Source organism: Hamadaea flava (genome assembly GCF_024172085.1).
In the GTDB taxonomy this organism is placed as follows: domain Bacteria; phylum Actinomycetota; class Actinomycetes; order Mycobacteriales; family Micromonosporaceae; genus Hamadaea; species Hamadaea flava.
Window position 1 is genome coordinate 1,888,264 of record NZ_JAMZDZ010000001.1, and the last position, 13,871, is coordinate 1,902,134.

The 13,871-nt window shown below is 66.4% G+C and carries 14 protein-coding genes; 6 read left to right on the forward strand and 8 right to left on the reverse strand.

All coding sequences use genetic code 11. The annotated features are described in order from the left end of the window. Nucleotides 1–1,078: 1,078 nt before the first annotated feature. Entirely contained in the window at nucleotides 1,079–1,204 is a 126-nt protein-coding gene (locus HDA40_RS41360) for a hypothetical protein (protein ID WP_275978207.1), read from the forward strand. A 192-nt stretch (nucleotides 1,205–1,396) separates the two neighbouring features. On the opposite strand, the gene HDA40_RS09040 is transcribed toward HDA40_RS41360, so the two are convergent. From HDA40_RS09040 to HDA40_RS42040, 4 genes are all read right to left on the reverse strand, one after another. Next, a complete protein-coding gene (locus tag HDA40_RS09040) occupies nucleotides 1,397–1,705 on the reverse strand; it encodes a hypothetical protein (RefSeq protein WP_253753894.1) in 309 nt (102 codons plus the stop codon). 304 nt (nucleotides 1,706–2,009) lie between these two features. Beyond that, nucleotides 2,010–3,368, reverse strand: coding sequence for a hypothetical protein (locus HDA40_RS09045; protein WP_253753896.1), 1,359 nt, complete (start codon nucleotides 3,366–3,368; stop codon nucleotides 2,010–2,012). A 489-nt stretch (nucleotides 3,369–3,857) separates the two neighbouring features. Beyond that, nucleotides 3,858–4,493, reverse strand: coding sequence for a response regulator (locus HDA40_RS09050; RefSeq protein WP_443671305.1), 636 nt, complete (start codon nucleotides 4,491–4,493; stop codon nucleotides 3,858–3,860). A 5-nt stretch (nucleotides 4,494–4,498) separates the two neighbouring features. Further along, nucleotides 4,499–5,674, reverse strand: a complete 1,176-nt coding sequence (locus tag HDA40_RS42040; protein ID WP_253753900.1) for a sensor histidine kinase — start codon at nucleotides 5,672–5,674, stop codon at nucleotides 4,499–4,501. 161 nt (nucleotides 5,675–5,835) lie between these two features. On the opposite strand from HDA40_RS42040, the gene HDA40_RS09060 reads away from it, so the two are divergent. Both HDA40_RS09060 and HDA40_RS09065 read left to right on the forward strand, forming a co-directional pair. Further along, nucleotides 5,836–6,567: an ABC transporter ATP-binding protein gene (locus tag HDA40_RS09060; RefSeq protein WP_253753902.1), complete on the forward strand. Its 732-nt coding sequence runs from the start codon at nucleotides 5,836–5,838 to the stop codon at nucleotides 6,565–6,567. 2 nt (nucleotides 6,568–6,569) lie between these two features. Next, nucleotides 6,570–7,292 carry a hypothetical protein gene (locus tag HDA40_RS09065; protein WP_253753904.1) on the forward strand — a complete coding sequence of 241 codons (723 nt, stop codon included), beginning with the start codon at nucleotides 6,570–6,572 and terminating at the stop codon, nucleotides 7,290–7,292. 330 nt (nucleotides 7,293–7,622) lie between these two features. On the opposite strand, the gene HDA40_RS09070 is transcribed toward HDA40_RS09065, so the two are convergent. Together HDA40_RS09070 and HDA40_RS09075 are read right to left on the reverse strand one after the other, a co-directional pair. Further along, entirely contained in the window at nucleotides 7,623–8,192 is a 570-nt protein-coding gene (locus tag HDA40_RS09070) for a DUF1349 domain-containing protein (RefSeq protein WP_253753906.1), read from the reverse strand. A gap of 85 nt (nucleotides 8,193–8,277) precedes the next feature. Continuing rightward, nucleotides 8,278–8,946 carry an AAA family ATPase gene (locus HDA40_RS09075; protein ID WP_253753908.1) on the reverse strand — a complete coding sequence of 223 codons (669 nt, stop codon included), beginning with the start codon at nucleotides 8,944–8,946 and terminating at the stop codon, nucleotides 8,278–8,280. A gap of 492 nt (nucleotides 8,947–9,438) precedes the next feature. Here HDA40_RS09075 and HDA40_RS09080 point away from each other — a divergent pair, with 492 nt between their 5' ends. Further along, nucleotides 9,439–10,527 (forward strand): hypothetical protein, encoded by a 1,089-nt coding sequence (locus HDA40_RS09080; protein WP_253753910.1) that lies wholly within the window; start codon nucleotides 9,439–9,441, stop codon nucleotides 10,525–10,527. A 1,037-nt stretch (nucleotides 10,528–11,564) separates the two neighbouring features. On the opposite strand, the gene HDA40_RS09085 is transcribed toward HDA40_RS09080, so the two are convergent. Continuing rightward, entirely contained in the window at nucleotides 11,565–12,137 is a 573-nt protein-coding gene (locus HDA40_RS09085; RefSeq protein WP_443671300.1) for a DUF3885 domain-containing protein, read from the reverse strand. Next, complete coding sequence (locus HDA40_RS09090) at nucleotides 12,134–12,499, reverse strand: ADP-ribosylation/crystallin J1 (RefSeq protein ID WP_253753914.1); 366 nt, start codon at nucleotides 12,497–12,499, stop codon at nucleotides 12,134–12,136. The genes HDA40_RS09085 and HDA40_RS09090 overlap by 4 nt, the downstream gene beginning before the upstream one ends. Nucleotides 12,500–12,888: 389 nt before the next feature. Here HDA40_RS09090 and HDA40_RS42485 point away from each other — a divergent pair, with 389 nt between their 5' ends. Both HDA40_RS42485 and HDA40_RS09100 read left to right on the forward strand, forming a co-directional pair. Then, on the forward strand, nucleotides 12,889–13,605 hold the full coding sequence (locus HDA40_RS42485) for a recombinase family protein (protein WP_372503155.1): 717 nt from the start codon (nucleotides 12,889–12,891) through the stop codon (nucleotides 13,603–13,605). Next, the gene (locus HDA40_RS09100) at nucleotides 13,512–13,808 is read left to right on the forward strand and encodes a hypothetical protein (RefSeq protein WP_253753918.1); all 297 of its coding nucleotides are present in this window, start codon (nucleotides 13,512–13,514) and stop codon (nucleotides 13,806–13,808) included. The genes HDA40_RS42485 and HDA40_RS09100 overlap by 94 nt, the downstream gene beginning before the upstream one ends. The last annotated feature ends 63 nt before the right edge of the window (nucleotides 13,809–13,871 follow it).

Sequence of the window (13,871 nt, forward strand, 5' to 3'; positions counted from 1 at the left end):
AGATCAGATCGCAACAATGATCAACCAACGCGAAGGGCCCAAGTCGAAGTCCTACACCTGCGCGGCTCCCACGCTATGCGCCCCTATGCGTCCAGCACTTCGTCTGGCGAACCCGACCCGTAGCAGCTCGGGCCGATGAGGCAATGGAACACAGCGGTCCAGAGTTCGACGACTCACAGCCCTGTGTGAGGCGGCAAGGGCCTTGGAGAAGGTAAGCGAGCGCAACGACGCCGCCGACGCCGAGGACAAGCTCTGAGGCGACCAGCAATAGCCGGTAGTCAGTTGACTGCTATGGATCGGACCGCGTCATCGGCCAGCTGAGAGCGCTACTGACTCGGCCTGCGTCGATAGGTTCCTGTTGAAGAACCGCGCGGCAGAATCGCGATCCATGCAGGCACGTTGGAGAGACAGGTGGGGCCAACCCACAACGCTGATCCTTTGCCGGGCTCCGGAGGGATGGCGGTATGCGACCTACATGTCCCAGGGGTCATGGATGGGCGCCTCGCGGATCTATCGGCCGAAGCGGACGAGTGTCAGGCGCAAGGCGCTCTGGTGGAGATCGTGCGAAAGCCGGCTGACCAGGTCGGGTTCAAAGTCCTGCACCGTAGATGGGTCGTGGAGAGAACCCTGTCGTGGATCACCCGCTGCCGGCGCACGGTCCGCGACTACGAGCGCCATCCCGAACACCACGCCGCGACGGTCCAGTGGGCCATGGTCATCGTCATGATTCGGCGCCTAGCCCGTTACCAACGCGCCGGTCGACAGCAACCTGACCAGAGGCGATCACCTGTCCGTTGGGGTAAAAGTAAGGATCTCGCCGATCCAGGGCTATCACCCGCGGCATTGGGCTCGCCCTGGTGAACGCTTCGCCCAAGCCTGCGACGAGAACGGACGGGGCGAGCGGACCGTGGATCTAGTAGTGCTGGAGCTTTCCAGTTCCCACGCCGTCGTCACGGGTTCAGGCGGCGACCAGATCCGCCCGGACGACATCGTGTCCCGTGAACGTCGTAGCCGACTTGATCAGGCGTGAGTGGATTGAGATCCGTGAGCCCACGGAGTGTGGAACAACGTCGAGCAGATGACCGCCGAGCAGATCACGGCCACGCCGGCCGATCCGGATGCATGGCTTCGCGATGAGGAGGGCGCCCGGCGGATGATCATGATCATGGCGACCGATCGCTGGGATGACCTGGCCAGCCATTGATCCGCCAGTGCGGTGGCACCCAGCGGTCGCCGTGTATTACTTCTGGAGAGGAAACCCGGTCATGACGGTGAGGTCGAAGGTCGCCCTGCTCGCGGCGATCTGGCCTGACGCCTGCTGGGAAGGCATGTCGGTCGGTCTCCGCGCGGGCCTGGCGCAACCGCCGTGCAGCGGTCACAGCCGCACCGACCGTTGTTACTCCGTGCGGTAGAAGCTTTCGCCGGCGTGTTCGGCGTCGGTGTACACCTTGGTGGTCCCGTCGGGATACACCGCGAACGGCAGAATCACACCATCAGGGCATGGGTGAAGGAACATCAGCGTCGACCCCACGACGACGAACGAGTTCGCCCTCGCGGTGGCATGGTCCTGGCCGTTGGCGGCTCGCCACGCTCCCACGTCGTCGGCCGCACCAGGCTGGTCGGCGGCGCTGCGCACCTTCCCGATGAGATCGTCGATGGCGACCCGGTCCAGGATCTCTATCTGCAGATTCCGGGGCTGTTGCACACCCCACCCCCTTCGGCATGCCAGGCCGCCGTCGCCCCGCTGATCGCTCGGCAGCGGCTGAGATCACCCGATCACACTGTAGAAAATCGAACGGGCGACGGTACGTGGTTCAGGGATTTTGCACCGGCTGCTCCCTACTCGTACACCAGCAGCCGGAAGTGCCCCTGGCCGCCCTGTGATCAGGCCGCCGGCGAGGAACATGATCACCGTCGTACCGTTTTGCTGGCTGCCGAAGCGTACCCAGGAGACCGTCTCAACACCGTTCACGAGAAAGTCTTGCCCAGGTCTCTGGCAACCAGGGGCGTCATCGCCGTGGCAGTGGGTCGGGTGGTGTCACCACGGTGGGCCGCCGTACGAGCGGTGAGGAGGTGGGAAACGTCGGGCCGACCGCTGCGAGGAAGGGCTTGATTTGCTCGACGCGGGCGCGGACGTACGTCTGCTTGGGCAGGGTGAGGTCGATCTCGAAGGAGAACGGCCCGCCCAGCACCTTCGTGCCGTAGGTCTTCCACGTCGAACCGCCGAACGGCATCGTCTCGATCAGGAGCGTCGTGGTAGCCGGATACAAGGAATCCGGGTAGTCGACTGTGCCCATCATCCGAAACACGCCGTCGCTGATGTTCCAGAGCCGGGTGTTCACGAACGTCGCACGATGCCACATGTCCACCGTGGTGCTCGCTTGGGCTGACGCAACGAGGAAATCGCGATCTTGACCCGCGTTGAAGAAGGCCGAGTACTGCCACATGCCAGCGGCCACCACAAACTGGTAGCTGCCGTCGCCGTCGGTGACGGCGGAAAGACTGCTGTCGTCGGGTGTGCGCAACAGGATCGATTGGCCGGAGTACCCGACCCAGGATCCGCTGACGAACATCTCCAGCTTTCCGGCCAGGTGAACCGGATCTCCGAAGACGACGTCTGGCTCGACCTGCGCCAGCGACATGCGGGTCTGCCGGATCGAGCTTCCGACGCTGGCGCTGCCACTGACGAAGATGTACGGCAACTCGTCGTAGAAGTTCAGGCCGATCCTGGCCTCGGTAGGGAACTCCTCGCGGAACTCGAACCTGCCCAACGCGTCGGTCGTCGCCGTCGTCCGCAGGACGTCCAGGTTCGTCCCGCTGCGAAAGCTGACGTCGGCTGCGACGACACGGCCTGGCAACGGAGTGTGCACATGCGTCGCCGGATCCTCCCAGGTCAGCAACCCTGCAATGACCACTTCCCGATGGTCGGCATCGACGATGGGTGGTGTCACGGTGAGGTCGTCGAAGAACGTGTTCGCGTAGTAGATGAACACCTTCGGGAAGCGTGCCGTATAGGGGTCGCCGCCTGCAGCGGCAGTGATCTCGACGGACACGTCGTAGCGGTCGAGCCGCGGTAGTGCCACGTGCTCGTCGCCGTGCCACCGGCTGTCGGTCGGCGTACCGGCGATCATGCTGAACCGGGTCAGGGTGGCCAGCACCGAGCCGTCGGTGTCGTGGATGCGGGCTGTGATCGCCCCGACCGGGTCAGCTCCCATGATGTGCAATGACATGCGGGTCCGGTCACCGGACACGGTGCTGACGGTCACGTCGTACGCGGGCGCGGCTGCCGCTGGCCGTGGTGAGGCCAACGCGGTCGCGGCGGCGACCGCGCCGCCCATCGCGATGACCCGCCGCCTGTTGATCTTCACTCTCGCCCCCATGATCGCCTACTGGAACGGCAGCATACGCACACGCGCGTGCGGCCTGTAGCCCCCTAGACACGTAGGCGAACGGCATGCGGGCAGCCCCAGGTCTGGTGGGATGTGACCCATCCACATCTGCCGGCCGCGATCCGCCGTGTCAGCGCGCCTGTCGGCCGATTGCCGGTCGAACCACTGTGAGCTGGTGTGAGCCACGCGCCGGTATTCACCTGCCCACACTGACCTCGCTGCGAACTGCCCCGACTCTGGTGGAGTCCTCCTGTGAGCGGTTGTGGGTCGCCGGACACGGTTGTGAGCGTGTGAGCCGGCCTTCTAGACGGGTTCGCGTGGTCCCCGAGCCCGAGGAGGTTTGCGATGGCTCGCATCCATGAGACGTCGGCGTTGGCGGTCGTAGAGGCGTCGTTCGCAGCAGCGCTCGCCGCAGACCGGCAGTTGCACGGTTCAGCGCGGTGGCCCCAGCTGGCCTGATGACGGGCGTCAGAGCAGCCCGGCATCCCGGATCATCATCGCCGCCGAGACTCGGTTGTCCACGCCCAGCTTCGTGAAGATACGCGTCACTGTCGTCTTGACCGTGGCGAGGCTTAGATAGAGCGTCCTACCGATCTCCATGTTGGACATTCCCTGCGCGAGGGCCACCGCGACCTCGCGCTCACGTGGCGAAAGCGATGCGGCCGCCGCCGCGATCCGGGGGTCCGTCGCTGGATGTCCGGTGGCGGCGGCGATGACGGTCGCGGTCACCGATGGCGACAGCACCGGCTCTCCACGGTGCGCCGCCCTGATGGCGTTGATCATGTCCGGTGGGTCGGTGTCCTTCAGCAGGAAACCCTGTGCGCCGAGACGCAGTGCCCGCAGGACATAGTCGTCGGCGTGGAACGTTGTGAGCATGATGACGTGAGGCGGCGACGCCAGCCGGGCGAGGCGCTCCATGACGGCCAACCCGTCCAGCCGCGGCATCCGGATGTCGAGCAACACGACGTCAGGTGCCGTCTCGTGAATGACCTGGAGTGCCCGGTCGCCGTCGTCGGCCTCGCCGACGATCTCCAACTCGGCGTCGGCCTGAAGGATCAGGTGCAGTCCGCGGCGTACCAGAGCATCGTCGTCGACGATCACTATCCTGATCATGCGCTTGGCCGCGGGAAGGTCACGGTCAGCTCGAAGCGGCCGTCGACCGGTCCGACTGTGACAGTGCCGCCCAGCAATTGCGCCCGCTCGGTGACGCCCACCAGGCCCAGACCAGCACCCGCCGGCCAATGGTCTTGCTCGCGGCTCAACGGATTACCCACCGTCAGGACGATCGAGTTGTCCGGACCGTCGTCCACGCGTAGCTCCACTGGCGCCTGGGGCGCGTGCTTGCGGGCGTTCGTCAGCCCTTCCTGGAGGATTCGGTACGCCGAGCGGCTCACCTGTGTGGGCAGGTCGTCCAGCCCGGTCGCGGTCAGAGCGAGTCTCACCGGGGTATCGGTCGAGCGGGCCTCCGCGACCAGGACTGGCAGCTCCCGCAGCGTCGGCTGAGGTGGTTCCGGATGGTCGTGGTCGTGGGTGCCGTCCCGGAGGCCGGACAGGATTCCCCGAAGCTCATCGAGGGCCTGCTTGGCGTTGCCGTGGATGACTCGGGCCGTCTCCCGGGTGGTCTTGGGGTCCAGATCGTCCCGATAGACCAGGGCGCCGGCGTGCATGGCGACCAGCGAGATCCGATGGGCGAGCACGTCGTGCATCTCGCGAGAAATCCGCTCCCGCTCCTGCAGGCGTACCTGCTCCATCCGGGCGTGCTCGGCGTCGCGGCGGGCGAGCCGCGCGTCCTCGCGCAGCGTCCGCTCAGCGGAGACGCTGCGCAGCAACCAGCCCGTCAGCGTGGCCGCGGCCAGCCCCGCCACAGCCACGGTCAGCTCCACCGTCGATGCGACGATCCAGCCACGGTGATACGGGCCGAGGAGCAACTGGGCGATCTTCGTCGCCACGAGCCCGACTCCCGTGACGAGCACGACCAGCGACCGGCCGCGCCGCCACGCGGAGGCCGCTTGCACGGCGAACGCCGCGCCGACACCCGCCGGGCTGAGGAACAGGCAGCCAGCGACGATGAGGAGACACCACGCAGCGGATCGCCGCCACAGGGTCAACGCGACGATCGCCGCGAGCCCGGCGACACTCTGCACCACGATCATGTGCCAGGGCCGCTCGACGGGCGAGAGAAAGGCCGTGAGGTGATATAGCCAGAACAGCGCCGCGACGGCACCGCCGAAAGCCACGAACAGCCGCCCCGGGCTGGGCTGATGTACGCGGGCGGGAGGTGTCACTCCGCCAGACTAGCGAGGCTCCGCTGCCGGCTCTTGGAGACCATCGGCTTGATCCCATAGCCGACTGGCCTGTTCCGATGCCCGACCGCGAGCGTCCTGGCCGCCCAGCTGAGCCCTTCGCCCGCAGCGACGGCGCCGCCTCCCGCTGTTTGCTGAACGGCATGATCACCTTTACCGATCTGAGCAAGCGCTATCGGGACACCGTCGCGCTGGACGGGGTCTCCTTCGGGGTGCAAGCGGGCACCATCGTCGGCCTACTGGGTCCCAACGGCGCCGGCAAATCGACCGCCTTACGTATCCTGCTGGGCCTGGGGCGAGCGGACGCGGGCCGGGCCACCATCGCCGGCCGGGCCTACACCGACTGGCCGAACCCGGCGCTGGTGGCCGGATCGCTGCTGGACGCCGACTGCTTTCATCCGGGGCGTACCGCGCGTGAGTCGCTCCGGCTGGCCGCCCGCACCATCGGGCTTGCACCCGGCCGGGTCGACGAGGTCCTCGACGAGGTCGGATTGCCCGGCACGGCAGCCGGCAAACCGGTCCGGGCCTTCTCCCTCGGGATGCGGCAGCGGCTCGGACTGGCGTCGGCACTGCTGGGCCGGCCCCGGGCGCTGATCCTTGACGAGCCGTCCAACGGTCTGGACCCGCAGGGCCAACGGTGGCTCGCCGGCCTCTTGCGAAGCCGCGCCGACCAGGGGTGCGCCGTGCTGCTGTCGAGTCACCAGCTGGCCGACGTCGAGCAGCTGGCGGACCGGCTGGTCATCGTCGGGGCGGGCAAGGTCTTGGCGGACGACACCCCGGACCGGCTGCGTGCTCAGCACGGCAGCATCGCCGACGTCTACTTCACCCTGACCGGCGGCAACGATCGCCCGGCCCACGCTGAAAGCAGGTGGTGACAATGCACACGCCGCCCATCGACCGGCCACGCCCGTTCGGCGTCCTTGTCCTCGTGGAACTCCGCAAGCTCGTCGACACCCGGTCCGGTATGGTCCTCGCCGCGGTCGCCGTGGTCCTGAGCGGGGTCTTCGGCGCCGGCGCGGTGCTGTATCGGCAGCCCGCCACCCTGGGGGACATCGCGCTGCTGGCCGCAGTACCGGCGGGGACACTCGGCCCGGTCATCGCGATCTTGCTGGTAACGGCCGAACGGACGCACCGCACCGCGTTGACCACATACGCCCTGACGCCCCGCCGGCATCGAGTCCTGCTCGCCAAGGCCAGTGCGGTCGTCGCCGTCTCGGCCGCCATCACTCCCCTGGCGCTGGCGGCTGCCGTCGTCATCGGTCCCGTCGGCTCGCTCGCCACTCGCTCGGCGCTGGTCTGGACCGTCGACGCCAGCGACCTCTTCAGATCCATGCTGGTCAACATCGCGCTCGCGTTGACGGGCTACGCCCTCGCCCTGGCGATCGGCAACGCGCCGACGGCGATCGTCGTCGTGCTGACCTGGCCGATGCTGGTGAGCCTGCTGCGAACGGCCAGCCCCACTGCCGGCGAGGTGCTCCAGTGGCTCGACATGGCGGTGGTGGGCGAAGACGTTCCCCGCGCCCTGACCTCCTTCGTCGTCTGGGTAGCGCTCCCCGCGTTGATCGGCTTTCGGCGGGTGATCCAAGCCGAAGTGCGCTGACCTTCGCACCGGCCGCCCGGGTCGGGCCACCGCCGACCCGGGCTAAGGAGTGCAAACAGGCCGAGGCCATTCCCGTGCTCGGGTCCCAGCAGGGCGGGCACGTCTATCACCTCAAGTTATGACGAGCGACGGCGCACACCAGCGTGGATATCGGCGGCTGTCGCTGGGATACGCCCGGACCCGGTCGACCCGCCCGGCCAACACCTCCGCCACCTCCTGAGCGATGGCGGTGGGCGAGATGGTTGGTCGGCCAGCCGAACAACTCGGCTATGCGGTGCGATGTCGACGAACGGCACGAGCATGTCTCGCTCATCGCGTTACGCCCGTGCGCTACTCAAGTCCATCCCGGGAGGTCGGGGGCCCGATTCGAAAGTCGCGGAAGGTGGCCTCCAACCCGGCACGCTCAGGCGAGCAGCACATGACGCCGACGTCTACGGTGGCAGGAAGGGCGAGATAGCCGAGCCGCTGCAGCTGCCACGGACGGTCGCCGCTACGGCAATGCACGGCCACTGCTTCGCCGAAGCGGGTGACTCGCATCGAAACCTCTCCAAGAAATCCTTGGATCGGCGCCATCGACACATCCGAGTACCCGCGGGTGAACACCGTGCTGACCTGCACGGTGCCCGACGTGACCTCCAAGCCGGTTTTCAGCCAGTTACGCCCGTCGGCTCGGACCATCATGCCAGCCTGGTCGAACCGTGTCGTATGCGTAGCGGACACAACCACCTCGGCGGTGAAGTCGCCAGTCGTCGGCTGGTAAAAGAAGTGTCCATTGTCGGTGGTCCAGCCGTAGAACGTCTCGCGCCAGAAGTCAGTCTTCAACTCCGTCACGACGCGCAGTAGGCCGTCCTTCAATGACCACTCGCGCGGCTCGTTGAACCACGACATGTTCGTCAGCACGGCGATGAGTCTAACTATTTACTCGTTCCGCGCATGAGCATCGGGCTACGCGAGGTTCGCAGGGACGTCCGTAGCCCGGGGCAACTCACCGGGTGATCCGCAGCGAGCGGTTTGCCGCAGACCCACCGCGAGCTTCATCCAGCCCTGTCCAGCACACACGGTTGAGCGCTCTCGCATATTGATCTCGGGGTTGCCTAGGCGCGCCGAGTATGAGCGGGTCAGGAGCCCTGCGGGCGACTGCGGTCCGGTCGCATGCGGTGATCTGGAGGAAGCCGTCCTTCAAAGCGCGATCACCAGGACCTGCCGCTCGCCGAGCAGGTGGCGAAAGTCCGGCTTTCTCGGCAGTGTCGTCCGGGATGTGCTGCGCGCGTATGCCCAGCGCGCGCAGCAGCCGGTTAAGCAGTTCGTCGCTGGCGACCGGCCGCCGGCTCATGCCCAGGGCGTCGACGAACAAGACCCCGTCGGGAAACCGGTCACGTAACCGGTGCGCCGCTCGAACCATAAGCGTGGTTTTGCCCAGCCCGGCTCCGCCCGAGACGATCGCGACGTTCGCGCCATCGGCCGCCTGCTCAACCAGACGGTGGATCCAGGCAAGCTCGGCCGCCCGCCCGGTGAGGTCGCCGAGCGACCGGGGCGGCTCACATAGTCCTGGCGCGGCCGCCACGTACGCCGACCGGGCACGGCCCACTTTGGCCAGCGCAACGAACTCCTGGCAGTCGGTGCCCTCCAGCTTCAACGCGTCGGCGATCAACAACACCGGGCGCCGCTGCGATCCCAGCGCCCGCCCGCGCCCATATCGCTCAGCGCCCACACACTGACACCGGACTCCTCTGCGAGTTCCTCAAGCGTCAGTTTGGCGCGATGCCCGGCACTCCGGCGAATGACTCCGACGCTTCCATCCACCCATCTTCACTCAGCCCGCCCCGACATCAAGATCCTCCGATAGTCGTGCAACGTCTGAGCGGGCGGATGACACAGCCCATCAACCGACTACACCGGTTGACCAGCCACCGCCGTCGCAGCCTGCCTTGCTGGGATGATCTGAGCCGTCCCCCACTGGACGGGGTTACCTGTAGCATGATTGACCACCACCGAGTGATGGTCGCTCACCGAATCGGGGCAGGTGCATCAGGTGCGTGACCGCGCACCGTACCGGTAGCGACGCCTCTGTCGGGAGATGCACGATGACGACGGCAACCGTTAACGACTCGGCTGGGGCGACGAGCGCTTCGGCCGGTGACTTGAGATGATCGTGATCGGACTGGTCGCGTCACCGGGGCCGGCTGCCGACCTGGCACAGAGTCTTTTGGCGGACCTCACCGGCCCGATCTCCGTTCGGCTGCCGGACGGCGACTGGCAGATGCGGCTGGCGGTGGACCGGCTGGTCGACGCCCCAGCAGACCTGAACCGGCTGGTCGCCGCCGCCCGGCGCAGGCTGCTAGACGAAGGCTGGCAAATGGCCATCTGCATCACCGATCTACCGTTGGCGACACAGCGCGGGCCGGTGGTCGCCCACGCGAGTGCCACGCACGCTGTCGCTGTGCTGTCCCTGCCTGCGCTGGGCGCCGTGGGTGTGACCCGCCGGGCCGCAGACGCGATCGTGCGCCTGGTTAAGGCGCTGCTGGGCGAGGTCGACAGCGAGAACGCGGACCTAAACGATCGCGCCATTCGGCGGCGTCGGGTGGCTCTGTACCGCCGGACGCGCGAGCTGAACGAGTTGCCGGTATCTGAAAGCCGAGCCGTCGGTCTGATCACCGGCGTAGTGACAGGAAATCTGCGGCTCCTGCTGGGCATGCTGCGAGCCAACCGGCCATGGCGACTGGTTTCGCGGCTCTCCCGAGCTCTGGTCGCGGCCCTGGCCGTCGACATCCTCGCGCTGGTGACGAGCGACATCTGGCGGCTCGCGAACGCGTTGGGGGCGGTGCGGCTGAGCATCCTTACCGTCGGTTCGCTACTCGCGGTGGTACTGAGCCTGATGTTCGGCGCCAGCCTGTGGGAACGGGTGCCGCCCCGGGCTGCCGGTCCCGGGATTCGCCAACAGGTGGCTCTGTTCAACATCGTAACGATTCTCACCGTGGTTATCGGCGCGGTGGCGCTGTACGGCGCGCTGGTGATGCTGACTGCGATGGGGGTGCTCGTCATGGTTCCGGCCGGCCTGATCGCCGCTGTCCTCGGTCATTCGGCCGGTATCGGTGACCAGGTGCAGCTGGCGTGGTTGGCCAGCTCTCTCGGCACACTCGGCGGGGCGTTGGGAGCCGGGTTGGAAAGCGACGAAGCGGTACGTGAAGCTGCGTACCATTATCAACCGGACAATGAGCTGTCCGCCGATCGTTGACCTCCTCCGCCGCTACGGCAGCTGCAGGCTACGTGCTCGCCGTACCGCATCACGCCAGGTGCCTGGGCAGCCTGTCCACCGGCCGGTGGGTGTCCATGTCGATGACAAGTACGGTGGGCCTGCGCGGCAAGGAATGTGGCTGCCTGTCCGGCGGATTTGCCGCCGCCGACCACGGCTACGGAGGCGTGCCGGCATGCGTGGAGTTCGGCGGTGGTCGCGGCGTAGTAGACGCTGGTCTTCTCGAGGTACCGGGCACCGGTGGCGATCAGCACGGCATGGCCTGAGATCTCGGTGCCGTCGCCGAGCGCCGATCCGGTGGTCGCCGTTGCGGCTGTCCAGCGTGACGGCCGAGGCGGGGATGCTGATGCTGGCGCCGAACTTGCGTGCCTGCAACACTGCCCGTTCGGCGACTTCCGCGCCGGAGATGCCTGAGGGGAAGCCGAGGTAGTTTCGATCCGCGAGGAGGTGCACGCCTGTGGCCACCGTCTCGAGGACCGCCACCGTCAGGCCCTTCCTGATGCTTTGACGCCACAAGGGTGACCGTCCCTCACTCGCCAGGAAGGGTCGCTACATCACGATCGGCGGCCTGGTGCCTCGCGGTGATGACCGCTAGCGTGGTCGTGATCCTGCGCGCCTCCCACGACCGGGCCGAGGCCATCGCCAACCTGACGGAGTTCGATACCGGGCCCGCATGTCGGCCAGAACGCCGATCCCTGGACATGACAGGTGAGGCCCGGCCGGGTAACACAGGTCGGGGTCGTAGTCCCTGGCCATCCTTGTACCAGTTGCTGGGTCGAACAGTCCACGACCGCTGTGGGAGGCGACCATGAGCAGGACCTGCTTTGGTGGCGGGGTCCGGCGCGAAGCCCACGCCGATTAGCCCGCCCACGGGGATGGTCGCGTTCGGGGGGAATCCCGACTCACGGCGCCGGTAACGACGCCACTGGCGCGCTGAGGAAACGATCACGCAGTTTCTGCTGGTACTCGTTCACCAACGGCCTGAATATCCCTTCGGGTCACTCTCGATCCATCGGGATTCACAGTCCGGACGGATGAGCTGAGAGCCAGTCGCGGTGACGTTCGCGGATGTGGTCGCGCGCCCCACTCGTGGGCAGGAGGACGTCGGCGCCGCCGTCATACGGGTGGTAGATCCAGCTCAGGTTACCGGGTGCGACCATCACCCCGGCCAAGATGTCGTCGGCGACGGCACGGAGCACGGGATCCAGCACGCCACGCATCCACGACCGCTCGCTGATGTATAGATAGGTCCAGGATTCTCGGTAGTCGTCGGGCGGCAGTGCCTGCCACAGGGTACCCGCCGGGTCCAATGCGCGAAGGCGCTCATCGCGAGGTTCCGGCTGTTCGATCTCGCCCCAGTCGCACGTGATCAATAGCAGGTTCGGGTCGTCTGTGAGCTCCTCGAGGACTGTGTTATGGCGATGCAACACGGTCGCGTACTCGTCATCGCTGGTGGGATACCGCTTGGAACCCGGCAGGCTGTGGAACCGCACCCACCTGGACTGGTAGGCATGCTTGAGCCAATCAGCTCGTGGCGGGCTATCGGACCACCGCTGGTCCCACAGGCTGGTGAGACGAGAGGCCTCGATCACGGCTGGCCCGGGGCGTCGGTCCGGAATTCATGGACGACCTCGATGAGCCCCACGATGTGCTGGTTGAACTCGTCGAGCTCTTCGGCGGGTACCCACAGCTCGAGGATGTCGCGACCGCCGGCCTGCTGGACGGGGTAGCGAGCTGCGAACTCGCGGTTGACTTCGAAACGGGTCACATAGCCGACGCCGGAGGCGGGCACGTTCCAGTCCCGGGCGATCATGATCGCGTATTGCTCGTTGAGGACCGGGTAGAAGATCGGCTGGTCGGGCAGGCGCGGCGGCCACGTCTTCCAACCGGAGGCGCGAACGAGTTCGAGTTCCTGCGGGCCGGTCGGCCGCCACAGGGTCATCGTCTCGGTCATCGCTGCCTCCTTGGTGGTCGAGGCAGGTTACCGGCTCGACTAACGCGATGGCCAGCCGTTTCCGCCGATGCCGTGTACTGCTCCGCGGAGTGAATCCGCATCCACTGCGTCATCGCGTACGAGTCTGGCTGTCTCACTTCCGGAAGATTGGATGGTGGAAGAGGACGGGATGACAATCGACAAGCCCAAATCTAGGTGCATTCGCGGCCTGGCAGCCCAGTGAAGCCCATCGCATCCCGCGCCAACGCCGCTAGCAGCAGATCGATCCGCGGCTTCGGTTTGCGTTCTACGGGCGGATCTCCACCGCGGGATACCAGGATGCTGACACCTCGCGCGAATGGCAGCGTGCGCAGCCATGGAGTTCCTGGTCCAACAGCGCCGTCCGCGTAATCCTTACCAACCCGCGCTACACCGGCAGACAGGTCTGGAACAAGCAGCGCACCGACGAGGTACTCGTTGACGTCGATGATGTGGCACTGGGACACATGCCGGTAATGCGATGGAACCCCCGGAATAAGTGGATCATCTCGCAGGAGTTCGTCCACAAGCCACTCGTCAGCGGCGAGGTCTTCAAGGCAGCTCGGGACCTGCTCGGGTCGCGGACGCACAAGCCCGCCGCCCACAAGCCACATCGCACACGGCATCCGTACGTCCTCAAGAGCCTCATCTACTGCTCGGTGTGCCAGCGGCGCATGCAGGGCCAACACTCCCACAAAGTCGCCTACTACCCGTGCCGCTACCCCTCCGACTACGCCCTAGCCAACCGTGTCGATCACCCCAAGAACGTGATCATGCGCGAGGACCAGGCAATCGGCCCAATCGACGACCGGATCGCTTCGGCTTTCGCCCCTTCTCGACGCGATCAGACGATCGAGCTGCTGGCTCGTCTGCTCAGCACCCCGATCCGGCCGGCGATTCCAAGAAGACGGGCCGCTGGCGACATCGCGGCAGAGTTCGACAAGAAGATCGCGCGATACCGGCAGGCTCTCGATGAGGGAGCTAGCCCTCGGCCGTGGCGGATTGGATCACCGAGGCTGAACAGCTGCGCGACACGGCCCTGGCAAGTCCTCCCGCTGCCTGCGAATCCGACACGGCCGACTCGATGACTGCCGAGGACATCGCCTCGCTGATCGACGGGCTCGGTAACATCGCTGCGGCACTGGAGGAAGCTGAACCCGAGGACAAGCTCGACCTGTACCGGAGCATGCGCCTGAAGCTGACTTACGTCGCAGAAACACAAACGGTGCACGCCGAGATTGATCTTGGCGAACACCGTTGGGATTTGGTTGGTGTCCGAGGGGGGATTTGAACCCCCATTTGTCGCACCCATGAGCCAGATGGGTGTTCATGCGATCGACGCTATGTTCCGATC